Origin of the sequence: Bifidobacterium sp. MSK.13.1, assembly GCF_019131435.1 — a bacterium.
Lineage (GTDB): Bacteria > Actinomycetota > Actinomycetes > Actinomycetales > Bifidobacteriaceae > Bifidobacterium > Bifidobacterium pseudocatenulatum.
This window is the reverse complement of record NZ_JAHOMM010000002.1, coordinates 180964-202453: the sequence shown is the minus strand read 5'-3', so window position 1 is coordinate 202453 and position 21490 is coordinate 180964. Positions and strand designations below refer to the sequence as shown.

Annotated in this window: 23 protein-coding genes and 1 tRNA gene; all 24 read right to left on the bottom strand. The window is 64.2% G+C overall.

Annotated elements, in window-relative coordinates; all coding sequences use genetic code 11:
* Positions 1–12: 12 nt before the first annotated feature.
* A complete protein-coding gene (locus tag KSY55_RS03610) occupies positions 13–2022 on the bottom strand; it encodes a proline-rich domain-containing protein (RefSeq protein ID WP_217749525.1) in 2010 nt (669 codons plus the stop codon).
* 9 nt (positions 2023–2031) lie between these two features.
* Positions 2032–2334: a hypothetical protein gene (locus KSY55_RS03605; protein ID WP_033501941.1), complete on the bottom strand. Its 303-nt coding sequence runs from the start codon at positions 2332–2334 to the stop codon at positions 2032–2034.
* Between the two features lie 37 nt (positions 2335–2371).
* The gene (locus KSY55_RS03600) at positions 2372–2854 is read right to left on the bottom strand and encodes a hypothetical protein (protein WP_217749526.1); all 483 of its coding nucleotides are present in this window, start codon (positions 2852–2854) and stop codon (positions 2372–2374) included.
* A 13-nt stretch (positions 2855–2867) separates the two neighbouring features.
* Positions 2868–4103 carry a hypothetical protein gene (locus tag KSY55_RS03595; protein WP_217749527.1) on the bottom strand — a complete coding sequence of 412 codons (1236 nt, stop codon included), beginning with the start codon at positions 4101–4103 and terminating at the stop codon, positions 2868–2870.
* Complete coding sequence (locus KSY55_RS03590) at positions 4100–4738, bottom strand: hypothetical protein (protein ID WP_032685174.1); 639 nt, start codon at positions 4736–4738, stop codon at positions 4100–4102. The genes KSY55_RS03595 and KSY55_RS03590 overlap by 4 nt, the downstream gene beginning before the upstream one ends.
* 415 nt (positions 4739–5153) lie before the next feature.
* On the bottom strand, positions 5154–6542 hold the full coding sequence (locus KSY55_RS03585) for an FctA domain-containing protein (RefSeq protein WP_368041971.1): 1389 nt from the start codon (positions 6540–6542) through the stop codon (positions 5154–5156).
* Positions 6539–6991 (bottom strand): hypothetical protein, encoded by a 453-nt coding sequence (locus KSY55_RS03580; RefSeq protein WP_217749575.1) that lies wholly within the window; start codon positions 6989–6991, stop codon positions 6539–6541. Before KSY55_RS03580 ends, KSY55_RS03585 begins: the two co-directional genes overlap by 4 nt.
* Before the next feature lie 336 nt (positions 6992–7327).
* The gene (locus tag KSY55_RS03575; RefSeq protein ID WP_217749528.1) at positions 7328–12133 is read right to left on the bottom strand and encodes an LPXTG cell wall anchor domain-containing protein; all 4806 of its coding nucleotides are present in this window, start codon (positions 12131–12133) and stop codon (positions 7328–7330) included.
* 335 nt (positions 12134–12468) lie between these two features.
* Positions 12469–13500 (bottom strand): FIVAR domain-containing protein, encoded by a 1032-nt coding sequence (locus KSY55_RS03570; RefSeq protein WP_007056898.1) that lies wholly within the window; start codon positions 13498–13500, stop codon positions 12469–12471.
* A gap of 41 nt (positions 13501–13541) precedes the next feature.
* Positions 13542–14426 carry a hypothetical protein gene (locus KSY55_RS03565; RefSeq protein ID WP_032738551.1) on the bottom strand — a complete coding sequence of 295 codons (885 nt, stop codon included), beginning with the start codon at positions 14424–14426 and terminating at the stop codon, positions 13542–13544.
* A gap of 28 nt (positions 14427–14454) precedes the next feature.
* The gene (locus tag KSY55_RS03560; protein ID WP_016462865.1) at positions 14455–14685 is read right to left on the bottom strand and encodes a hypothetical protein; all 231 of its coding nucleotides are present in this window, start codon (positions 14683–14685) and stop codon (positions 14455–14457) included.
* Positions 14685–14939: a hypothetical protein gene (locus tag KSY55_RS03555; protein ID WP_007056901.1), complete on the bottom strand. Its 255-nt coding sequence runs from the start codon at positions 14937–14939 to the stop codon at positions 14685–14687. The genes KSY55_RS03560 and KSY55_RS03555 overlap by 1 nt, the downstream gene beginning before the upstream one ends.
* Positions 14940–15016: 77 nt before the next feature.
* Complete coding sequence (locus tag KSY55_RS03550; protein ID WP_007058038.1) at positions 15017–15610, bottom strand: ParA family protein; 594 nt, start codon at positions 15608–15610, stop codon at positions 15017–15019.
* Between the two features lie 135 nt (positions 15611–15745).
* Entirely contained in the window at positions 15746–16222 is a 477-nt protein-coding gene (locus tag KSY55_RS03545) for a WhiB family transcriptional regulator (protein WP_115784497.1), read from the bottom strand.
* The gene (locus tag KSY55_RS03540; RefSeq protein ID WP_217749529.1) at positions 16213–17583 is read right to left on the bottom strand and encodes a helix-turn-helix domain-containing protein; all 1371 of its coding nucleotides are present in this window, start codon (positions 17581–17583) and stop codon (positions 16213–16215) included. Before KSY55_RS03540 ends, KSY55_RS03545 begins: the two co-directional genes overlap by 10 nt.
* On the bottom strand, positions 17580–17780 hold the full coding sequence (locus tag KSY55_RS03535; RefSeq protein ID WP_065435204.1) for a hypothetical protein: 201 nt from the start codon (positions 17778–17780) through the stop codon (positions 17580–17582). Before KSY55_RS03535 ends, KSY55_RS03540 begins: the two co-directional genes overlap by 4 nt.
* The gene (locus tag KSY55_RS03530; protein ID WP_165542346.1) at positions 17767–17931 is read right to left on the bottom strand and encodes a hypothetical protein; all 165 of its coding nucleotides are present in this window, start codon (positions 17929–17931) and stop codon (positions 17767–17769) included. The genes KSY55_RS03535 and KSY55_RS03530 overlap by 14 nt, the downstream gene beginning before the upstream one ends.
* Positions 17928–18077, bottom strand: coding sequence for a hypothetical protein (locus KSY55_RS03525; protein WP_165499373.1), 150 nt, complete (start codon positions 18075–18077; stop codon positions 17928–17930). Before KSY55_RS03525 ends, KSY55_RS03530 begins: the two co-directional genes overlap by 4 nt.
* Positions 18062–18445, bottom strand: a complete 384-nt coding sequence (locus KSY55_RS03520; RefSeq protein WP_060868089.1) for a hypothetical protein — start codon at positions 18443–18445, stop codon at positions 18062–18064. Before KSY55_RS03520 ends, KSY55_RS03525 begins: the two co-directional genes overlap by 16 nt.
* Entirely contained in the window at positions 18442–18708 is a 267-nt protein-coding gene (locus KSY55_RS03515; RefSeq protein WP_230579134.1) for a hypothetical protein, read from the bottom strand. Before KSY55_RS03515 ends, KSY55_RS03520 begins: the two co-directional genes overlap by 4 nt.
* 205 nt (positions 18709–18913) lie before the next feature.
* Entirely contained in the window at positions 18914–19156 is a 243-nt protein-coding gene (locus KSY55_RS03510; RefSeq protein ID WP_007054321.1) for a helix-turn-helix transcriptional regulator, read from the bottom strand.
* A 469-nt stretch (positions 19157–19625) separates the two neighbouring features.
* Positions 19626–19698: transfer RNA gene (locus KSY55_RS03500), tRNA-Asn, on the bottom strand.
* A 117-nt stretch (positions 19699–19815) separates the two neighbouring features.
* Positions 19816–20859 carry a tRNA (adenosine(37)-N6)-threonylcarbamoyltransferase complex transferase subunit TsaD gene (tsaD, locus tag KSY55_RS03495; protein ID WP_117656593.1) on the bottom strand — a complete coding sequence of 348 codons (1044 nt, stop codon included), beginning with the start codon at positions 20857–20859 and terminating at the stop codon, positions 19816–19818.
* Positions 20860–20908: 49 nt separating this feature from the next.
* Positions 20909–21484 (bottom strand): ribosomal protein S18-alanine N-acetyltransferase, encoded by a 576-nt coding sequence (gene rimI / locus KSY55_RS03490; protein ID WP_117656594.1) that lies wholly within the window; start codon positions 21482–21484, stop codon positions 20909–20911.
* Positions 21485–21490: the final 6 nt, after the last annotated feature.

The window sequence follows — 21490 nt, the reverse complement described above, 5'->3', positions numbered from 1 at the left end:
AAAACGTATGCGTCAGAATGTCTTGCCCTTGCGAGTGGTCGAGCGGTCGGCACCGTCCGGGGCACCCTCGCGGGCGAACCCGCCGGCATCGCCGTTCGCCCCCTGCGGCCTGTTGCCGCCTGACGGGTCAGGGGATGCGCCATCGGGTGCCGGTGGAACCGGACTCCCCGCACCATTGCCGTTCGCTCCCTGCGGTTTGCCGTCGCTGCCCTTGCGGTTCGCTCCCTGCGGCTTGTCGCCGGTGTTCTGCGGTTCGCCGCCCGTGGGATTGCCGTCCAGCGGTTTGGCGTGCCTGCCGCCGCCGTTCGCTCCCTGCGGCTTTCCGCCGTTTCGGCCGAGCCCGGAAAGCAGTCCGGCCAGGCCGCGGCCGGCACCGGGTTTGGCACCGTCCGGTGACGCTTCGCCGCGTCCGTCGCCGCCGCCTTTCCTGCCGCCCTTGCCGCCCATGGCCTTGCGCAGGCCGCCGCCGGCCAGGGCGACTCCCATGCCGAGTATGGAGGGCAGGATTCCGCCGCCGCCACCGCCGACCGAGGATTGCACGGCGGGCACGATCACGCGGATCATGGCGGGAAGGAGGATGATGACGCTCAGGGTGAGCATCAGCGTGATGGCCTGGCTGTCGTCGCCGGGCCCGGCCGTGGCCATGATCGCGCTGCCGGTAGCCATGACCAGTGCGGCGACGGGCTTGTAGGCCAGGAACGCGGCCAGCCAGCCGATGGTCTTGGCGAAAGCCTGCTTGCCGGTCTCCATCCAGCTCATGGCGGCCCACATGGGTGCCACGCCCACCAGGATCGGCAGCATCCCGGCGCGGAAGTAGGCGAATATCTTGCTGATCAGCCCGCAGATCCACATCACGATGGTGAGCACGATGGCGACGGGCGCGCCGAGATTGAAGAACGAGCTCGCGGCCAGGCTTTTCGATTCCCAGGCGTCGTTCATCATGCCCGAGGCGGACCTGAGCACGTCGGCGGTCCACGTGTCGAATGTGGCCTGGAACGTGTTGACCAGTCCGGCAAGGCACACGGCGCTCAGGATCGCCCACATGAAGGCCTTGCCCAAGGGGATCAGGTCACGTCCCTCCTGTTGGGTGACGAGCTTCCAGCCGGCCGCGATCACGCCGCACACGGCCGCGATGATAAGGAACGGGTCAACCTGCATACGGATGTAGTCCGACAGGAAGAACGTGGTGCCGCCGCCCGGCGTCCATGACGGCAGGCCCGGATTGCCGCCGGACGAGCGGGAGAAGAACGTGAGCGCGATGCTCGCGCACGAGGAGCCGAGCAGCACGCCGAGCAGTATCCAGCCGATGCGGTCGAGCAGACGGCCCTCGCCGCCCTGGCCGATGTTCCACACGATGCGCGCGCTCAGCACGATCAGGCTGATCGCGGCGGCTGCGACGAGCACGCCCTGCGCGATGCGCAGGTACCGGTTCACCGGTGCGAACCACGAATCGTAGTCCGGGGTGGCGTTCGCCTGCAACGTTGATACCGTGTCGTTCGCGGCGACCAGCGTGTTGCGGCTGGTGGACAGCCATTCGATCGTGGAATCCGACTGCACCTGGTACATGTTCCACAGGGTCTTCTCCAGCCAGGAGAGCTTGCGCTGCTTCTGGCACGAGGAGTCCTTGTACTCCCATTTGCCCTCGTCGGGCGACTCCTCCTGGTACGTGTTCTCCAACGCATCGCATTGCAGGTTCGGTGCGGCCCGGAACTGGACGCGCGCATACTTCTTGAGCTCCTTGTCGGTCGGATTCGCGGACACCATTCCGGCACGCACCCAGCCGGCCCGGTACTTGTCGATGACCCATTGGATCTGGCTGGGGCCGATCAGGTCGCCGAGCCTGCCTTCGGGTATCTTCATCACGTAGGTGGTCTGGGTGTCGCTGATCTGCTTGTCTCCGAACGTGAGCTCCTTGCTGAACGATCCGAAGTCGGGTCCGCCGCAGGCGGCGAGGCCCATGAGGCAGGCGAGGGCGAGCAGCAGCGCGCACAGGCGCTGCCGTATGCGTCGAATCCCTTTCATGGCTTTTTCTCAGCAGCTTGCGGTGACGGACAGGCCGAGTGCGGCGAGGATGGCGACAGCGCCCGCCCCGAGGAAGATGCCGATCACCCAGTTGACGAGCTTGTCGAACGTGTCGTCGCGGTCCGGCACGCCGTCGCCCTGCTGGCGCAGGATGTGCACGCCGATGCGCACCAGCGCGACCACGCCGATCACCAGGCTCAGCGCCTTCACCCAGCCCAGGGCGGTGGATACCGGGCCCGAGAATCCCGGAGGCAGGCACGGGGTCGGGTCGGAAAGGGTCTCGGCGAGGATCATGTATGTTTCATGCAGCATTGGGTTGTTCCTTTCGTGTTAGGTTCATGCACCATCGTCAGCCGACATGGGCCGTGGCGCGGGGCATGGCGTCTACGTCCTTCACGAGCCGTGAGTACGCGGCCGGATAACGCCGGGGAAACCCGTCGAGTTCAAGCCCTTTGATATGGGGCAGCCGCCACACGCGGACGGCGGATGACAGTTGGATGCGCGCCGCCACCAAAGGCCGGGGCATACGGGGCACGGGGTCGGTGATGGCCGCGCCCAACAGGATCGATGCGCCGAACAGTCCGGCCGACTGGTCGGCGAGCAGCGCGCGCAACGATTCGAGGCCGCGCCCCGTGCCCATGGCGCACAGGATGATGCGCGAGGGCATGGAGGGATCCGGGCTGACCGGCAGCGCGCGGCCGGCGTCGGCGAACCGTTCCGGATCCGAATGGCGGATCGTGGTGCATCCGGCACCGCCGTGCGCGCCCACCAGCCACACGCGGTCGGTGACGGGTGCCGTGAACGACGGGATCAACGTGGTCAGTTGTGGCATGGTGTTGGTCCTTTCATAGGCTCGGGTCGGTGCCGGGCAGTTGCGAGGGGTCCGGGTTCGCGGGCACCGACCAGCCCGGAGGCGCGGAACCACCGGTCGAGCCGGCGGAACCGCCGGAGGAATGGTATCCGCCGCCGGACGGGCCGGAACCCGAGCCCGAAGCGGAGCCGGAGGGCGTGTACGAGTACTGTTGCGGTGCCGGCGTGCTCTGCTCCTGCGCCTGCGCCGCAGCCGCTGCGGCCTCCTCCTGCGCTTTCCTTTCCTCGTCGGCCTTGTTCTTCGCGTCGATGGAGGCGTTCACCTTGTCCATGGCGTCGGTGATGGCCTTCTCGTCGCGCTTGTCGATGGAGGCGCGCAGCAGGGCGCGAGAATATTCGTCCTGCACCTTGCCTTCGGAGGAGGAATACAATCGTTCGCCCTGTTCGACGGTATGGGCCAGCCGTGAGGAGAACACCGCGCCCGCCGCCTTCTTCAGCCGCGAGAGATTTCCCGTGTGCTTCTTTTCGATGGCTTGCAGCTTGGATGTGGTGGCGTTGGCCGTTTCCGTGTCCGTGGCGGCACATGCGGGGATTCGCTCGCCCTCGGAATATTGTTCGGCCAGCTTGTCGAGGGTTTCCAGGGTTTCCGGGTCGGCGAGCTTGTCGGCCGTGACCGCTTTCGCCTGTGCGAGCCGGTCGCCGTCGAGATATTCGACCAGCTTCTGTTCGGCTTTCTTCGCCGCAGCGTGGGCGGTGGCGCAGTCCGCCGTCGCCTGTTCCAGCTCGCGTGCGGCCGTGGCGGATTCATGCGATCTCCACGCGGACATGCCGGCGACCGTGACGCAGGCCGCGAGCAGGATGCCGCCCGCGGTCGTGGCTATGCGCCTCCATTCGCGCACGGGCATGGCGGCATCCCGGTCGCCGACCGGCGTGAGGTCGATCGTGTCGGCGAGATCGGCCGGCTCCACGGCACCGACAACGTGCTGCGGTTCCGATGCCGGGGCATCGGCCGGGATATCATTCCCCACCGGATTCGAGGCCGATGGCAGCGGGCCGATCTCCCACGGATCGACGGCCGTGTTCGCCCGGTCTTCGCTTCCGGCGTCGTCCACGCATCGCGCATCCGGCTCCAGCCCGGGCCCGGGCTCGGGTTCGGGTTCGGCCGGTGGCCGGCGTTCCGGTTCCGGTTCTCGTGCCGTGTCGATGGCGACGGCGGTGCCGGCGGCGATTATGGGGCCCATCTCCCATGGGTCCGTGCCGGAGGTGTTCATCGGTTCGGGAAGAGGCGCTGGCGAAGGCTCGGGCGGTCCGGCGCGGTGGCGGCCATGCCGTCGGCGGCGTCGGCCTGCCGTTCGCGCAGCTGCCGCCGTTCCATGACCCATGCGGGATGCTGGCCGTGCTCGTGCGCGTCCATGAGGCAGCGCGTGACCTCGCCCTCGGGCGAAACCGCCGCGAGCCGGCCCAGATGGCCGGTGAACGCGGCCTCGGGATCGCCCTGCATGAAGCTCATGTACGCGGCCGCCTCAAGCATGCCCTCCCTTCGCGCGGAATCCGGGATGGTGTTGGACAGCCGCCACAGCAGTGCGGGTATGTCCTGGTGGAACTCGCTGTTGGCTATCTCGCGCACGTTGTAGTCGGCCTGGTACCACGGTTTGACCTGGCCCGAGGCGAACAGGGGCAAGGCGCGCGGATCATGCTCGGCGACCATGAGGAAACGGGCGCGCTCCAGGCCCGGCGATATCAGCTTCGCGCACACGGCGTCGCGCAGCCCCGTGTCGCCGGACAGCGATGCCAGCAGTCCCGCCGTGGCATGGTCCTTTTCCGCGTCCGCGCCGATGCGGTATTGTCCGGCGCGCAGCGAGTCGAGAAAATCGAATACGGCCAATGCGGTTTGCCTGTCAGCCATGTGCAACCTCCAGAGGAATGATGATGGTGCGAACAATGTCAGAGTCGATGATGCGCCGGGTCGCGGGCCGCTGCGGGGCGCACCGTCTACAGGCCCCATCGGGAGCACGGCTCCACGGGTCCACGGGTTCACGGGTCCACGGGTTCACGGGCATGGGAAAGGCCCTCCGCCGGGAGAGGCTGGCGAAGGGCCTTTCCCATGCCCGGAATCCGTCGTCGTAACGTCTCCTTCGATCCTCACGTATACGAAAGAACCGCACCTCCGATCATCGAATCTGAATTTCTTCAGTCCAACAATCGGGGTGCGGTTCAGCTTCGGCCGAGAGGGAGGACGTCACTTTGCAGCCGGTGCAAAAGAAAAGGCCGGGCGGGGAATCAGCTCTCCCGCCCGGCCTTTCTACTGGCCTACCGTGGCTTTACTTCCTGTGCCGCGCGGTCTCGGTTTGGTTTCCGCGACGGCGGAACAGCATCAATCCCACTCCCAAGAGCGTGCACGCGGCCAACGCCACGATGGGCGCGGATACGCCGGTCTTGGCGAGTTGGCGAATCGTCTTCACGATGGCCGGGGTCGCCGGTGGAATGTAGGAGTTGGTGAACTCGGGTCGGGTTCCGGTGACGGTGACCATGCCGGGGATCGCGGACGGCTTGTCCCCGATGGCATCCCCCTTGGTCTTGTCGGTCGGCGTGGCGGGCATGGCGCCGGAATCCTTCGTCTTCCCGTCCGTCGGGTCGTATTCGACTTTGGCGGTCAGGTTGCCTTGCAGGTCGTCGCCCACGGTGACGGTCACGTGGTGTTCCGTCCTGTCGTAGGTGACGTTCTTCTCGCCGGTGTTCCTTTCCCGAATCACGTACCGGTGTTCGCCGCAATCGTCGATGCCGTTGTTGTCACGACCGTAGGTGAGAGGCTTGAACCGGATGTCGCCGTCCTTGTCGTTCCGTTCGGTGTCGATGACCTTGCCGTCCCTGTCCACGAGTTCGAACTCGAACTCGTGGACCTTCAGCCCGCGTCCGGTCAGACGCTTGCGTGCAGTGAGTTCCACGAGCACGTTCTGCGGCTGGTACGTGTTAGTGAAGCGGATGCCGTCCTCGGAACCGTTTTCGGTGGAGTATTCGGTCTTCGCGGTCAACGTGTGACTGTCCGCATCCTCGGTGACGGTGACGGTGACGGTGTGGACGGTCCTGTCGTAGGTGACGCCACCCAGATCGCCGTCCTGTTCGGTCACGGTGTACGTGTACACGCCGGCCCGGTCGAACGTGAGCTTGTCGAATTCGAGGGTTCCTTCCCCTTCGCGGACGTCCGTCGCCTTGTCGGATTGCGCGTCGCGTGGAACGCGGGCGAACCGTTTGGTCTGGAGGAGGTTGCCGTCGGAATCCTTCAATTCGGCGGCGAACTCGCCATCGTTCAAATCACGTCCGGCCAGGTGCTTGTCCGCCTTCACGGTCACGTCAACGGGTGTCGGCGTGTACGTGTTGTCGAATCGGACGTCATTGGCCTGACGGTCGACAGAGGCCGAGAGCATGCCGCCTTGATCGGTGACGGTGACGGTCACGTCATAGGCTTGGGTGGAATACCCGATGGTCGGGTCACGTCCGGCCTGTTCGGTGACGGTGTACACGTAGGTTCCGGGCTTGTCGTAGTCCATTCGTCCGAACGAGAAACCGGTGCCGGTGTTGGCGACGGTCTTCACGCCGTCCTTCGATCCCTCGGGCATCGGCGCACCGTCATGCGAGGTGAGTGCGAACGTGAACTCGCCATCCCGTGGGATGCGGTTGGTCGCCGTATCCGCGTTGATGATGGTCTTCACGCCGCCAAGCGTGCAGCCGACGCCCTGCGGATTGCCATGGTCGAGTCGGGGGTGAGCGTGTACTCGTAGTCGTAGGTCACCGTATCGTACGAGCGGACGATGTCGTTGTTCTCGTCCTTGTCGTCGCCGCGTTCGTTGTCCTTGTCGAACGGCGCGGTGCCGGTGATGCGGTCGGTGAGCCTGAGCCTGCTCACGGCGGCGCTGTCCGTGTCGAGCATGTCGTGGATGGTCACGTCCGGCGCGGCCTGACCCGTATCCGCCTGCGGAGCGGATTGCGCGGGCGCACCGGTGCCGGATTGTTTGTCCGCCCCGGTTCCGGCCTCGTCGCCGGAACCGGTGTCGGGTTTCGTCGCGGCCTCGTCGCCGCCTGTGGTCGTCTTCACGTCGGGTTCGGTTTGGATTCGCGTGGACGTGCCCATGGTCGTATCGTCCGCATACGCGGCGGACACGGCCGACGCGCCTGAGCCGAACAGCGTCGCGGTCGCGAGTATGAGCGCGGCGACCTTTCTCAGACCGGGTTTCATCGCTTTTCGGTTCCTTTCGGGGATGTGCCGTGACAAGTGGAGGGAAGTATGAATACGGCTGTTTTAATGGTGTGGAGGATGGGTCCCAAGTACGGTTTGCAGGAGAGTTCCCGGGACCCGTCCCCCGGCTCACGCCGTCCGACCGTCTCCGGTCGGGTGGCGGTGATTCGTCGGGGAGGGCGAAGTCTGTGGTTCATTCATGTGAAGTCAATGGAGGGCGTTCCGGCCGTCATCGGACGACGAGGCCGGAACGCCTCGGGGTCACTTGCCCGCGTTCACGGCCGTGTGGCGGCCGGAACCCTGTGCGCGGTGGCGCTTGCGGAACACGAGCAGGGAGCCGCCGGCGAGCAGCACCGCCAGGGCGCCGCCGGCAAGGCCGAGCACGGCCGTGCCGGTGGAGGCCAACGGCTTGGCACGGTATCCGTTCCAGTCGTCGGTGTTGCTGGTGACCTGGGTGTCGGCGCACAGCTGCTTGCCGTCGATCTCGGTCACGTCGCCGGTGGAATATTCCGGATCGGTGTCTTCGCCGCCGTCGGTCTTGTCGTTGAACGGGTCGCCGTTGGACGGCGCGCATTCCACGAGCGGGGTGCCGGTGACGATGGCGCGGTCCGTGTGGGTATCGCCTTCCCTGACGCCCTTGAGCGTGCCGGTCACGCTGACCGATTCGCCCGGCTTGAGCACCAGGGTGTCCCAGTTGTCGGGATAGGTGAGCGAATCCATGTCCACGTGCGCGTCGCCGACGATGGTGGAGTCGGCGAGGTTCAGGTCGCTTGCCTTGTACCATGCGCCGTCACCGGTGGCCGGGTCGGTCTTGGAGGTGTTCGTGATGATGAACGTGATGCCGATGCTGTCGGCGTCCATCTTCAGCGCCTGCTTCGGGTCGTCGCGGTCCGCCTGCTCCTGGCCGTCCTGCTTGAGGGTCGGGGTATCGACCTTCTCCAGGTGGATGCTCGGGGTCATGTCCGGGGTCTTGGTGACGACCTTGTTGGATTCGCGCGGCTGGCCGTTGATGGTCTCGGTCCACGTGTTGGGCACCTCGTCGGCCACGGCGATGCGCTTGCACTGGAGGTAGAGCACCCAGCCGGCCTCGTGCTCGTTGTCGGCGCTCACCAGGTCGAGGTAGGCCTGGGTCGCGTCGGCCGTGACCTTGCCGTTGTCGTCGGCGTCCACGGTGAACAGGTTGCCGCCGAACTTCGAGGAGTCGAAGCCGCTGCCCGCGATCTTCTCGCCCTTGGCCGCGAGCATCTGGCCGTCCCTGTACAAATCACGCGAGGCGTAGACGGCCCAGTTGCCCAGGTACTGGTCGTACTCGGTGTTCAGCTGGTCCGTGCCGCCCCAGTCCGTGACGGTCTGGTAGGCGCGGTCCGGGGGCAGGATGCTGGAATCCAGTCGGTAGAGGAACGTGTGGTTCAGATACACGCTCTTGCCGTCGATGCTGTCGCCGCCGACCTTCACGGTCACGTCCTTGGTCGGGTTGATCTCCTTCAGCGGGTTGGTGACGGTGTTGGTCTTGTCGCGCTTGTCGTTCGTGACCTGCGTGGCGGTGTTCTCCACCGTGTGGCCGTCCTTGACCTTGGTGACGGTCATCGGCATGACCACCTGGTAGGTGTGGCCCAGCAGCGACTGGTCGATGCTCGGGTCCTTCAGCGGGTCGTAATCCTTGTCGGTTTTCTCGCTGTAGGCCTTCAGGTCGTCGGGTTGCGGGTCGCCGGGAACGGTCTCGCCGGTCGCGGGGATCTGGGTGTCCACGGTTTTGGCGAAGGCGTAGAGCACGCCGTCCTTGTCCTGGATGTTGAACTCGCCGGTGCGGTCCCTGCCGGTCTCGTCAAGGATCTCCACGTGCTTCGCGTCGAGGGTCAGGTACTCCTGGTCGTAGTCGTCCGTCATGCCCAGTCGCCATACCTTGTAGGCGGTGTCGGTGAGCCTGGAGGCGTCGATGTTGACACGGTAGTACACCTTGTCGCCCAGCAGCGCGGTCTTGCCGTCGATGTTGATGGTCGGGTCCTTCTGCGTGTCCTGCTTGGAGGGCTTGATGACCGGCGGCTCGTTCTCGACCTTGTTGGACGGGGTGACGCCGTTGTTGACGGTCAGCGCGGCCTTGTTGTCGACGGTCTTGTCGGTGGGCGCGTCCTCGTTCACCTTGGCCTCGAAGCGCAGCACCACGCGCGGGTTGGAGCCGGCCTTCCAGTTGGCGGCAACCCAGTCCTTGGTGAACGTGGCCTCGAACGAGTGGTTGGCTTCGTCCCACTGCACCTTGTAGGCGCTCTTCGGGATGATGCCGCCGGTTCCCAGGTCGGTGATCTCCAGGGTCTGCTTGTTCGCGGTGGTGTACTCGGAATAGGTGTCACTCAGCTTGATGGCGGTCACCGAATATGCCTGGTCCGCGGGGATCTGCGGGTCCACGCGCACGGTGTATTCCACGGTCTGGCCGGGGAACACGGTCTTGGCGTCGATGCTGGACTGGTCGCCGCCCTGGGAGGATTCGGCGATGACCTGCTTGTGGATCGGGGGCACGGTCACGCAGATCTTCGGCGTGTTGGTGTCCACCGTGCTGCCGCCGACCGTCTGGCCGCCCTTGTTGTCGAGGTCGTCGCCCTTCGGGTCCGCGCACGTGTTGAGCTCGTCGCCCTCCGCCTTGCCGTAGGATTCGAGCAGCTTCACGGTGTCGAAGTTCACGTCGAACGGGATCACGACGCTGATCTGCTTCGCGGTCTTCAGATCCTTCTGCGCGGCCTCGTAGGAGTCCTTCGCGCTGACCGTGACCTTGGTGCCCTCGGCGGTGATGTCGAACTGGTCGGTCACGTCCCTGCCGGTCTTGTTCAGGTCGTTGACGCTGGCGTTGGCCTCGTCGGTGGTGTCCTGCTCGTAGACCTTGATGTTGGAGGTGTCCTTCAGATCGAGGATGCTATCGACGTTGGCGAAGTCGTCGGTCCACGCGATCTCGGGCACGCGGCCCAATCCTGTGGGCAGGGTGCCGGAGATGACCGCCGCCACCTCGTCGCCGAGACGGTAGTACTTGTCGTCGCCGCCCACCTTGTCGGTCTTGGTCGGATCGACGGTCAGCTGCCACTTGCCGCCGACCTTCATGGCCCACGCCTTGTTGGGGTTGGGTGTCCACACGAACACCGGCGGCTCGTTGGTCGGTCGGGTCTCGTTGTTCCACTTCTCGTACGCCTTGTTGGTCAGCTGGATCTTCTTGCCCTCGGTGGCACCCTTTTTGATGGTGCCCGTCAGGTAGAACCTGACCTTGCTCGCGCTGTTCCTGAACATCGTCTTGGCGATGTACGAAGCCTTCGCGGTGGCGGTCGCGGTCCTGGCCTTCTGGTCGATCACGATATCGAACTGGTCGGTCTCGTCCTCGCCGTCGACGAACACCTTGCCGGACTTCCAGTCGATCCACTGGATCGAACCGGTCAGATCATCGGTGATGGAATAGGATGCCAGCGGGTTGAGCAAGTGCGCGGGGATGCTGCCGTTGACGACCACGCCCACCTGGTCGCCCACGAGGAACGTCTTCTGGTCGACGCCCTGCTGGTTGGTCCATTGCTTGTCCTCGGCCACGAGAGCGCCGGACTCGTCCAGCACCCACACCTTGTCCGGGGTCGGCGTGACCTTGCCCACGCTGTCGTTGTTGCCGGTCTGGCAGTCGGCCAGGCTGCCGGTGCCGTTGTCTCCGTTCCAGCACGCCACGGAACCGTCGTTGATCTTGTAGTCGCCGCCGGTGGGTTTGGCCGACTGTGGCACGTTCAGCGTGTAGAGGCCGGAATGCGGGGCGGTGGCGTGCGCCTTGACCACGCGCTTGCCATCGATGGAATCGTCGATGGAAATGTCCGCCGGCACGATGTTGCCGTTCGCGTCGGTCACGGTCACCTTGCTCACGTCGTCCTGCTCGGTGCCGCCGATCACCACGTCCCTGGTGTCGATCGTGTCGTAGATCCAGAACTTGCCGGAGGCGTTGGAATGCGCCTTGATGTGCGCCGTGTACAGCGAGCCGGACGCGATGGAGTCGTTGCCGTCCTGCACCGTGTCGCCGGCCTCGTTGGTCAGCCATTTCTCGGGCGGGGTGGTGGTCTTCTCGCCGGACTCCTTGCCGTCGTTCTCTCCCTTGTGGGAGACCGCCTCGGCCATGTTGCCCTGCTTCGCCACGTCAACGTCCCACCAGCGCTTGCCCGCAGGCCACGACTCCCACGAGGCGTCCATGTCCTTGAAGGACGCGCTCACTGTGGCGCTGCCCTTGTTGGATGCGGTGAACTGCTTCGCCACCGTCTTCTCGGTGCCGTCGATGCCACGCCAGTGCAGGGTCGCGGTGCCGTTCACGTTCTCGGTCTTCGACCCGTCGCTGGACAGGGTGATCACATCCGAGGCGTCCTTGGTGTCGCCCGACTGGCCCGACATCTCCGCAGCCTGCGTGCTGATGCTCAGGTGATATGAGGGCGGCGCGGGCTGGTACTTGTCCAGCACGATGACCACGATCGACGGCTTGCTGGAAGCCTCCACATTACGACGCATGATCGCATCCACGCTGTTCGACGGATCATCATCGAACGGATATGAGGTCCTATATACGGTGCTGCCGTACTGGTATGTTCCTGGAGCTACGTATTTGTTCCAGTTGTCATACCAGCCGCCGGTCCCGGTCGGCGAAGCCACGCCGGACCCGTTGTAGATGTAGTTGCCGCCGATGACGGCTGGCACCGCGCCGACCGCGACCACTCGGCAGTCGCCGTTGCCCTCGCCGGGGTGACGCCGCTGGAAACCGGTCTCGCATTCCGTGCGGGCCTGGTCCAATGCGGCCTGCGCCTTGGTGATGCCGTTGCCCTCCAAAGTGACGCCGGCATTGTTCATGGCGGCGCGCACCGAATCAAGACTCGTGGCCGGGCCCCAAGCGCCCGAAGCGTCGTCCTTGTACTGCCAGAATTGCACCGCGTCCAGGTTGCCGCCCGTGCCGGGCTGGTTGCCGCCGCCACCGCCCGCGAACGCGGTCGATGCGACGACGCCGCCGGCACCAAGCGTGGCGATCGCGGCCAACGCGGCGACGCCGGCTTTCATCTTCCTACTAAAGTTCATAAAAATGAACCTCCGTTAACCTTGTCTGTTCATCCCCTCCCTCAATCGTTCCGGTCATGGCCCCGCCGCCTTTTTTCAAGGGGTGGCGGGGCTTCCGACCGCAGGAATAACGGGAGGTAGCCACCGGATGATCCGGCAGCCACCAACAAGCCTCACAGGCGACACGCCGAGCCACGGAGCATGGCGTCTACAAAATTCCAGGAATATTTCCCGGCAACACGGATACACGGGAATGCGGGGACACGGGTTCACGGGGAAATGGGTTTCCTTTGCGGAATCCATGGAAAAGGCCCGTACCGGTTTCCCGATACGAGCCATAATCAGTCAATCGTCAATCAGTGATGGTAGTAGCCATCATCCTTGCCGGTGCAGCTGTTGCCGCAGCCGTAAGAGCCGTTGAGGTTCGGCTTCGGGGCGGAGCCGCCGGCCGGGCCGGAGCCGGACGTGGAGCCGGAGCCGGTGCCGCCCGATGTGGTGCCACGGTATGTGTTGGAGCCGGAAGTGGAGCCTTCCGTGCGCCTGTACGCGCCGCCGGAGTAGGAGGAGCCGCCGTTGTAGGCGGATTGGGCCTGCGCCTGAGCCTGGGCGGCCGCTGCGGCGGCTTGCGCATCCGCGTCCGTCTTTGCCTGGACGCTCGCGTTCACGCCATTGATGGCATCCTCCACCGTCTTGCGCGCCCCGTCGATCTTCGCCGGATCGTTCCCGTCCTTCAGCCCGTTCGCCGCGTCGATGGCGTTCGACAATGCGTCGCGGGTGGCGTTGTCCGCGACCTTGCCGTCCGAATCCGCGAGCAGCCTCGACGCCTCGTCCAGCTTCGCCGTCAGATTCGTTTTCGCGGTCTCCAGGGTCTTCGCGGCCTTGGATTCGATGACGGCCCTCACCGCCTTCGACAGGCTCTGTTCGTGGGTCTTGTACCAGTCGGCCTGTTCGCCCAGCTTCACGGTGGCGGCATCCAAGCCCTTCGCGTCCTCGGCCACGCAGCCCTCGTATTCGGGTGCCGAGGCCTTGAGCTCCTTGCCCAATGATTCGACGGTCTTCGCGTCCTTGACCTGTTCGGCCTTGACGGCGGCGGCATCGGCCGCATCCCCGTTGAGCAGCGCGTTATACTCGTTGGCCTGGCTGCGCACGCCGTCGGCGGCGGTGGCGCACGCCTCCTTCGCTTCCGCGAGCTTCGCGCCACGGTACATGTTCCAGCCGACGACTCCCGCCACGACCAGCACGACCGCGCAGACGACGGCGATCAGGGGCAGCAGCCACTTCGGCCGCTTCCTTCCGTCCACGCCGCCACGGGCCTCCGCAACGTTTGCGGCAGCGGTTTCGACGGGTTCGAGGGCTTCCGTCTTGTCGATCTCGTTCTCGGGGTTCATTGTCGTTCTCCTTGTTTTGATTGTCGTCTCAATTTCGTCTCTCATCGCAGCGTCTCCCGCGCGATGTCGAGCAGCCGCCCGTCACGGCCGGGTTGGGCGTCCGCTGTGTGGGAGAGCCAGTCCTGATCGACGTCGAGGGTCAGGTCATCGAAGGCCTGTTGCCCGTCGTCGCGGCCCAGCAGGCCGCGTAGCCTGAACGTCTCGTTCATGTGCTGTCCGTCCCATTCGATGCGCCGGGCGTACAGCAGGAAATCCAGAGTAAGGAACCCCGGCCCGGCCTTGTCCACCTGCACGTACCGGGAGCGCGTCGGCGCGAGCCTCACCTGCGGCACGCCTTTCAGCCGTTCGTGCAACGGGCTGCCCGGCACGATGTAGCGTTTGACCAGGTTCTGTCCGCCGGCCGCGAAGAACAGCATCTGCGGCAGATTGCCGTAGGTCGCGTCGTAATAGCGCCATCCCTGGTCGTCCCGCCATCTGCGAAGCATGTCACGGGCGGCCCCCGGCCCCAGATGGATGCCGGAGAACCGTTCCCACGCCAGCGTCACCCGGTCGAACTCGCCGCGCATGAGACCATACAGGGCCCGACCTGTCGGATCCTTCGGATGACGTCTCGCTCGGGTGTCCGTCCGATGGTTCGGATCCGCATACGGGCAGTGCAGGTAGGCGTCCTCGTCGTAGCGGCACAGGCCCGGCACGTCGCCCCGGTGGTGCCGCCCGTAGGGCCGGCGCGCACGGCTTTCCTCCTGCCGGCGGAACAGGCCGACGATCTGGATGGGATTGTCGCACAGCGGGCACACCGCGTAGTAGGACGGCCCCGTGTCGCCGTCACGACGCCACGGGGCCACGCCGCCGGTGCACCCCATGTATGACTCTTGGCTGATCACGATGCTTTCCGCCCTTCCCGGCCATGCCTTGAACACATCCATAGCCAGCTCCCCTCGCCGCGCATCGTCGTCATTGATACCTCCTGTTGATATTAACCCACCAATCCGCCGGCAGCTCGGGCACCGCGCCCTCGCGTTCGGCGAACGCGAGGCACGCGAGCACCGTGCGCAATCCCAACGGGAACTCCCGCCGTCCCTGACGCATCAGGAACGTCCAGTCCTCCACGCAGTCCTCGCAATCCGAATGATCCATGATCCCGCGACGGGCCAGCACGGCCCGCTCCTCGATGTCATCCGTCATCATCCACTCCTTCTTCCGTCTTGCTTCGCCTCGGCCCTTGCGTCCGCCGCGTCGAGGGGAGGGCAGTCATGTTCGATCCATGCCGTGAGCATGTCGCGGATGGTGGTGCCGCGTCGCACGGCCTCGGCCTTGAACCGTTTCTTGAGCTCGGGGTCGAGCTCCACCGTGATCTTGGGCAGCTTGACCGGTTTCTTGTAGTCCGTGAGCGTCGATGCCAGCATGTTCCTCGTGGTCATCGGCTTGTTGATCTCCATGATGTTGTTCCTTTCCGTGTCCCCGTATCCACGGGTTTACGTGGATACGGGATTGCGGGTTTCCGGTTCTGCGGGTGTCAGGCGGCGAATGCGTCGCTGAGTTCCTTGGCGATAAGCCCGTAGCCCGAGGCGGACGGGAACCGGCCCTCGTCCGATGCGAGACGCATGGCCTCCTTGTACGGGATGGTCTCTTGGCATCGGGCCAGTCCGTTCTCGGCCAGGAACTCCTCGGCGTGCCTGAGGCTGCGCGTGCCGTAGCGGGTCTGGGTCAGCAGCACCGAGGAGGGCTTGTTGATCTGCCGGATGGTCTCCAGCATGCGTTCCAGGTCGATGGGGCCGGTGGTGGTGACGAGCAGCACGAGGTCGGCCGCGTCCACCGCCGCCTCCACCAGATCGGTCTGCAAGGGAGGCGTGTCGATCAGCACCCATTCCTCCTCGGCGGGCGCGGCGACGGTGAACCGGTTGACGACCTCCACCCCGAAGGGCAGTGGGCGGCCGGCCGATAGGGCCTTGTGCGCCCACAGGGTCGCCGCGCCGGACGGGTCGGCGTCGCGCACCGTCACGGTATGGCCCAGTCGGGCGAGTGCTTCGGCGGTGCCGATGGCGCTGGTGGTCTTGCCGACCCCGCCCTTGAGGTTGACGAAGGCCACCGTTTTCGTGTTCGTGGTCATTGGGATTGTTCCTTTCATTCGGGTTTCCGGCTTCCCGTGTCCACGGGTGCACGGTTCCACGGTTTGCCGCGTATACGGGTTTCCGGAATGGTTCGTCCTTATGGGGCCGGACCGGTTATCTGTATCGGATTGTCTTCAGAAGAGGGTGTCCTGCAAGGGCGGGGTGTGTGTGGCGGCGGTCGGGGCCTTCGCCTTGCCGGTCGAGCGTGTGGTGGCGCGCCATCGTTGCTGGCGTGCGTTGCGCTGCTCGGTCTTGCGGCGTTTGCATTCGCGTTCGCGTGCCGCCGCCACGATCTCGGGGTTCTCGCGGATGTACCGGGCGAGCCGCCGTTCGGCGGTCGGGTCGTCGGGGTCGAACCGGAATCCGGCCTCCTGCGCGGTCTTCAGCACCTGGCGTCGGGCCCTCAACGGCAGTCCGCCGTAGATGCCGTACTGGTCCCGGACCATGATGCCGAACGCGAGGCATTCGGCCCTGACCGGGCAGGCCTCGCAGATCCGCACCGCCGCGCGGCGCAGCTCGTATTGGGTTCGCTGGTTGGGCAGGTCGTCGGGCCCCCACATGCGGTCCGACCACGAGTCGGGGAAATCCGCGCATTCTCCCTTCAGGAACATGCCGGCACCTCCTTCGGCCCACGGCCGCCGATGAAACCGAAACGGACGGATGCCGGCCCGGTCTCGGCCGGCTTCCGCTGCCCGAAGCCGTCGTCCTTCTCCCTGGATTCCGCGTCCAGGAAGGCGCGGCCCGCCCGCAATGCCTCCAGCACGGCATTGCGTTCGCCTTCGGCATCGTTCGCGGGGACGCGCTTCAACAGCCGACGCAAGGTGCGCGGTGCCTCGAACCCGTCATTGCCCGCATCGAAGTCGTAAGGGTCGAGCAGTTTCCACACGCGCCGGTCCAGGTCGTCGGGGATGCCGTAGTTCGGCACCTTCGGCGTGGATTCCGCGCTCGGCGGCTGCGCCGTTTCGCCCTTGTCGGAGAGGATGCCGTGTTCGGCGAGCAGGCGACGCCCGTGGGGGTCGTCGGCCATCTGGAGGCATACCTGGTCCCAGTGCCGTGCGAGGGAGCGGGGGCCGGTGAGCGCGCGACGCCAGAAACCGTCATACGGCTTGCCGGAAGCGTCGCCCTTGTCGGTCTTGGAAGGCGGCAGCGACGCCCATTCGGCCACGGCCAGCACCAGTGGCATGCCGTGGCGGGCGATCAGCCGTCGGGCGGCGTCGAGTTCGCGTTTGCCGGGCCGGGCCAACGGTTCGGGAACCGGCATCGGTGGCAAGGCTCGCAGCCCGTCCGCCATCGTGCGGCACACCGCCTCCGCGTCGGAACCGGCCCCGGCGGATTCGCTGCTTGGGGGTTCGGCTCCGGCGGCGTCGGCCCATGAACCGTCCTCGCGGATTCCGTCATCGTCCGGGGAGGTCTCTCCGCTTGCGGGGAGATGCCCCGTAGGGGCAGAGGGGTTATTACGTACTAGGGACGTACTGTAGCTCACCAGGTGAGCTGGGGGTGGGGTCACAGCTGTGAACCGTGGTTCACCCGTGAGCTGGGGTTTCCCCGTGTCCCCGTCGCCATAACCACGGTCCACATGTGAGCCGGGGTTTCCCTTCGCCCTGTTTTCCGTGGAAGGCCGTCCACCTCGGGTCGAGTCGATGTCGTTCGAGTCGAAGAAGTCGGAATCGAGCTCCAGACGGTTCCCCAGGCACAGATCCCACACGACGGGCCGGTGCCACTCGCTGAAATGCCCGGCCTGGCGTTGGTCGCCGCGACGGATCAGCCCGTTCGCTTCCAGCCATGACAGGTGGCGTTTGACCGTGCTCACGCTGCACTTGCACCACGCGGCCAGCTTCCTGTGCGTCGGATGCGCGTTGCGCCCCTCGTCGTCGGCCACGTTCGCCAGACACATCAGCACGCGAGCGGCACCGTTATGCCTGGCGTCCACGGGCGCGAACCTGAGCGCCCAATCGACCGCGTTCACGCTCATGCGGCACCCCCTCGGCGGGAGTCTTGCAGACGTGCGCGCAGCATGGGCACGCGCGGCACGGGAACGTCGAGCATCATCGACAGGTAGAAGTCGTGGCTGCCGTCCGACGGGCAGGCCGCCAACAGGCCCGAAGCGAACCCATGGGGCGGGAAGCCGCCATGACGCGCGGCACGCTCAAGCGTTTCATGCGCTCTCATGGCTCTCCTCACTCACGGAACCGGCCGACTCCTCACGCCAACGGGCCTCAAGCATGTCGCGGCGCGTGGCCGCGCGGCACAGGGCGAACGTCAGCAGATAGGACGCGGCGAGAATGATGACGATGGCGATCACGAGTATGAGGCGCATCATCGGCCCGCCCCCATTGATCGCGCGAGGGAGGCCAGCAGACGGACCACAAGAAGCACGATGCCGACTGCCAGACGCAGGAACGGCAGCAGCAGGCCGAAACAGGCCACCGCGAGCACCACGAACAGCAGGATCACCAATTCCACCATTCATCACCCCCGCTCACCGAGGGGTGCCTGAGCATCGAGAACACCGCGTCATCGCCGCTGAGGGCCTCCACGTCGCGCATCAACGCGTCGATCTCGTCGGACACCATGCCCGCACCGGCCTCGTAGCCGCGGTTGAACACGCAATCCGACGGACCGCCATGGATCAGACGACGGTTCACCGTCCGCGCGGGCGACGAAGCGTTCCGCACGTCACGAAGCGCGTCATGCCGGCCGATCAGATAGGCGACCGCCATGATCTCCCTCACGGTCATCGACGCATCCACGGACAGGGACAACAGGGACATGTAGTCCCGGAAATTCGAGCGCTCCTCGTTGTCGAGGGAACGCGCGCCAACGGTCATGGTCATTGCCTCACCTCCGCGTGAAGGGACCAGAAAGCGAAATCCCAGGCATCGCGCGAGTTACGGTCGCACCAGCAACCCACACAAGCCAGGCCGCAGGCCACCGGCACCAAAGCGAATCCCGACAGAAGCAGATTCCTCGCGGCAAGCAGAATCGCCAGAAAAACCACGCACGACAACGCGGCCAGCATCCAAGCGGCAAGACCCGCCAGCTCGTAGCGCCGGGCAGAACGCCGCCAATACAGGGATTCGGAAAATGTAGACGCCATGCACCGCGAACCATTCACGGGGGCGTTACCATCAAAATCAGAAGTCGGCACAGCGACTTCGGTTACACTAGACATTTGTGCAGCCTCCATAATCTAAAAGGCAATGCGAACGATTCACTGTCGCCAAACACCGGATCGTCCGACATTGGATGTGTTGCATACGCCCGGTTTCGATGCTCCAAATCGAGACTGGGCTTTTCCTTTATCAGACAGACACCTCCTCGTGATCACGAACAGATTCAGCAAACTTGGCTTCATAGGGAACCAAGTCCTGAACAAAATCTGACGAGAGACCGTAAACATCTCGTAGACGGCGACAATCGTCGAATTGCCAGCAGGTCTTCAAGTTGACCTTCTGGCTGATGCTTGGCTGAGATTGATTCAGCTGCTTAGCGAGCTGGGCATACGATATGCCATGCTCTCTGAGCCATCGCTTCATATTCGACATATTAGCTTCCTTCAACTGCTTAGCTTATCTAAGCAGAACCATACTACTTAGCTTGACTAAGCGCAAACGAAGCCCTATACTGCGTGTTAAGACTATTATCCTTAGCAATTTAGGGGAGAATATTATGACAATGGTTGACCCCGTACTCGTCGCCAGCCAGTTTGACGAGGATGAAGCAGAGGCAATTCTGCGATACAACATCCGCAAGTATTTAAAGGCAAATCGAGTATCCCAGAACTCCCTTATGGATGTGCTCAACATCACATCAGGAGCTGTCTCTCAGCTCATGACAGGCCGCACGCATTTCAAATATGGACAAGTTGCAGCAATTGCCAACTATTTGCATGTGTCTATGGACGATCTTTCAAACGCGACACAGTTCAATGAGGATAGAAACTTCCTTGAGCGCATGAAGAAAGAATACTCAGGCAGCAAAAAGGCCTCGAATCAATCCGAGGCCTTCAATGAGCTCCTGCGGCTGGGCTTGAACCAGCGACCGTCCGATTAACAGTCGGATGCTCTGCCAACTGAGCTACGCAGGAATGCGCTGTGCACAAGACAGAGATATTACACCAAAACTTGTGGATTTCAAATCTTCAGCGTGTCACATGTGTGTTTCGACTTGCAAAACGTTTCCATACGATGCTTTCGGCCTAATCTTACATGGAGATCTTCGTCAACGGCATGGCCGAATCGATGGCGAAATCCGGGTTTGACGGAGCCACTCCCGCTTCGACCAGGTTGACGCCCAGCATGGCCACCATGGCACCGTTGTCGGTGCACAGTTTGAGCTGCGGCACACGCACCTCTACCCCATGCTCGGCCCCGACTTCCAACAGCTTGGCACGAAGCTGCGAATTCGCGGAGAAGCCACCTCCTACAATCAACGTCTTCGAATCGTACTGCTCGCAGCCGCGCATCGCCTTCTTGGCGAGTACGGTCGCCACGGAATCCGCCAGCGACGCGCACACGTCATCGACGGGAATCTCATTGCCTTGCGCCTGCTGTTCCTCGATCCAACGCGCGACGGCCGTTTTCACGCCGGAAAAGCTGAAATCGTACGGATGCTGCTGGCCCGCTTTGCCTTGGGTGAGTCCCTGCGGCACTTTGATGGCATGCGGGTCGCCCAACTGCGCATGACGGTCGATATGCGGTCCGCCCGGATAGGGGAAACCGAGCAGGCGAGCGACCTTGTCGAAGCATTCGCCGGCCGCATCATCAAGCGTGGTGCCGACCACGTCGATATGACGTGCGACATCCTCAACATGCAGCAAGGACGTGTGTCCGCCGGACACGATCAAGGCGAGCGTGTCTTCGGGGAACGGGCCGAACTGCAACTGCGTGACCGCAATATGCCCGATCACATGGTTGATGCCGTAAATCGGCTTATTCGCCGCCCAGGCAAGCGATTTCGCGCCGGACACGCCAACGGCGAGGCAGCCAGCAAGTCCAGGACCCGCGGACACGGCGATCGCGTCGACGTCAGACAACGTCATGTTCGCATCGGCCAACGCCTTGGAAACGCATGGCACGAACGCTTCGGCGTGGGCGCGTGACGCAATTTCTGGAATCACACCCCCGTAACGCGCGTGCTCATCCATGGAGGATGCGACGACGTTGGAAATCAGGGTGCGCCCCTGCACTACCGAGGCCGCGGTCTCATCGCAGGTGGATTCGATGCCGAGTACGATTGGTTCGCTCATTGCTGCTCCGTTTGCTGCTTTGCTTGCTGTTCCGTTTGGTTGTTCTGTTTTATTGTTCCGCTGCTGCGAAGCCGACGATCCTCGGCTCAAGATCAAGGCTCATGGTGTATGCGTCGATGCCTTCGGGCTGGTAGTAGCGTTTGCGCAAGCCCATTCTGGCAAAACCGAACCGTTCATACAATGCCAAGGCAGGAGTATTGTCGACTCGCACTTCAAGCAACATGCGTTTGGCCCCCTGCTCACGTGCCCGCGCAATCAACGCCTCCATCAACGAAGCCGCGATTCCCTGCCGTTGGAACCGTCTGCCGACGCCGATCGTCATGATTTCCGCATCGTCGCCGTCATACCAGAAACCGGCATAGCCGCGCACAACGGGCTGTTGTCTAGCAGAATCGCCTGCAACCGATCCAGCAACCGGCTCATCCACGGCAACGCAACCCGCAATCCCGCAATCCGCGGTCTTGCCGTCATCATCAATATCGAACAGATACGTGCGTGCTGGCGCTTGGAATTCCTGGCGAATCGACTGTTCGCTCCACGCTCCCCTGCCGAACAGGTCCGCTTCCAAAGCGGCCATCTGCGGCACTGCGATCTGTTCATCGATGCTTGTATGGTCAACGATCATGCCGTA

What these genes read in the sequence shown, in the direction of transcription:
- KSY55_RS03610 (WP_217749525.1), bottom strand. Translation starts at nt 2,022, where the DNA reads ATGAAAGGGATTCGACGCATACGGCAGCGCCTGTGCGCGCTGCTGCTC.
- KSY55_RS03605 (WP_033501941.1), bottom strand. Translation starts at nt 2,334, where the DNA reads ATGCTGCATGAAACATACATGATCCTCGCCGAGACCCTTTCCGACCCG.
- KSY55_RS03600 (WP_217749526.1), bottom strand. Translation starts at nt 2,854, where the DNA reads ATGCCACAACTGACCACGTTGATCCCGTCGTTCACGGCACCCGTCACC.
- KSY55_RS03595 (WP_217749527.1), bottom strand. Translation starts at nt 4,103, where the DNA reads ATGAACACCTCCGGCACGGACCCATGGGAGATGGGCCCCATAATCGCC.
- KSY55_RS03590 (WP_032685174.1), bottom strand. Translation starts at nt 4,738, where the DNA reads ATGGCTGACAGGCAAACCGCATTGGCCGTATTCGATTTTCTCGACTCG.
- KSY55_RS03575 (WP_217749528.1), bottom strand. Translation starts at nt 12,133, where the DNA reads ATGAACTTTAGTAGGAAGATGAAAGCCGGCGTCGCCGCGTTGGCCGCG.
- KSY55_RS03570 (WP_007056898.1), bottom strand. Translation starts at nt 13,500, where the DNA reads ATGAACCCCGAGAACGAGATCGACAAGACGGAAGCCCTCGAACCCGTC.
- KSY55_RS03565 (WP_032738551.1), bottom strand. Translation starts at nt 14,426, where the DNA reads ATGGATGTGTTCAAGGCATGGCCGGGAAGGGCGGAAAGCATCGTGATC.
- KSY55_RS03560 (WP_016462865.1), bottom strand. Translation starts at nt 14,685, where the DNA reads ATGACGGATGACATCGAGGAGCGGGCCGTGCTGGCCCGTCGCGGGATC.
- KSY55_RS03555 (WP_007056901.1), bottom strand. Translation starts at nt 14,939, where the DNA reads ATGGAGATCAACAAGCCGATGACCACGAGGAACATGCTGGCATCGACG.
- KSY55_RS03550 (WP_007058038.1), bottom strand. Translation starts at nt 15,610, where the DNA reads ATGACCACGAACACGAAAACGGTGGCCTTCGTCAACCTCAAGGGCGGG.
- KSY55_RS03545 (WP_115784497.1), bottom strand. Translation starts at nt 16,222, where the DNA reads ATGTTCCTGAAGGGAGAATGCGCGGATTTCCCCGACTCGTGGTCGGAC.
- KSY55_RS03540 (WP_217749529.1), bottom strand. Translation starts at nt 17,583, where the DNA reads ATGAGCGTGAACGCGGTCGATTGGGCGCTCAGGTTCGCGCCCGTGGAC.
- KSY55_RS03535 (WP_065435204.1), bottom strand. Translation starts at nt 17,780, where the DNA reads ATGAGAGCGCATGAAACGCTTGAGCGTGCCGCGCGTCATGGCGGCTTC.
- KSY55_RS03530 (WP_165542346.1), bottom strand. Translation starts at nt 17,931, where the DNA reads ATGATGCGCCTCATACTCGTGATCGCCATCGTCATCATTCTCGCCGCG.
- KSY55_RS03525 (WP_165499373.1), bottom strand. Translation starts at nt 18,077, where the DNA reads ATGGTGGAATTGGTGATCCTGCTGTTCGTGGTGCTCGCGGTGGCCTGT.
- KSY55_RS03520 (WP_060868089.1), bottom strand. Translation starts at nt 18,445, where the DNA reads ATGACCATGACCGTTGGCGCGCGTTCCCTCGACAACGAGGAGCGCTCG.
- KSY55_RS03515 (WP_230579134.1), bottom strand. Translation starts at nt 18,708, where the DNA reads ATGGCGTCTACATTTTCCGAATCCCTGTATTGGCGGCGTTCTGCCCGG.
- KSY55_RS03510 (WP_007054321.1), bottom strand. Translation starts at nt 19,156, where the DNA reads ATGTCGAATATGAAGCGATGGCTCAGAGAGCATGGCATATCGTATGCC.
- tsaD (WP_117656593.1), bottom strand. Translation starts at nt 20,859, where the DNA reads ATGAGCGAACCAATCGTACTCGGCATCGAATCCACCTGCGATGAGACC.
- rimI (WP_117656594.1), bottom strand. Translation starts at nt 21,484, where the DNA reads ATGATCGTTGACCATACAAGCATCGATGAACAGATCGCAGTGCCGCAG.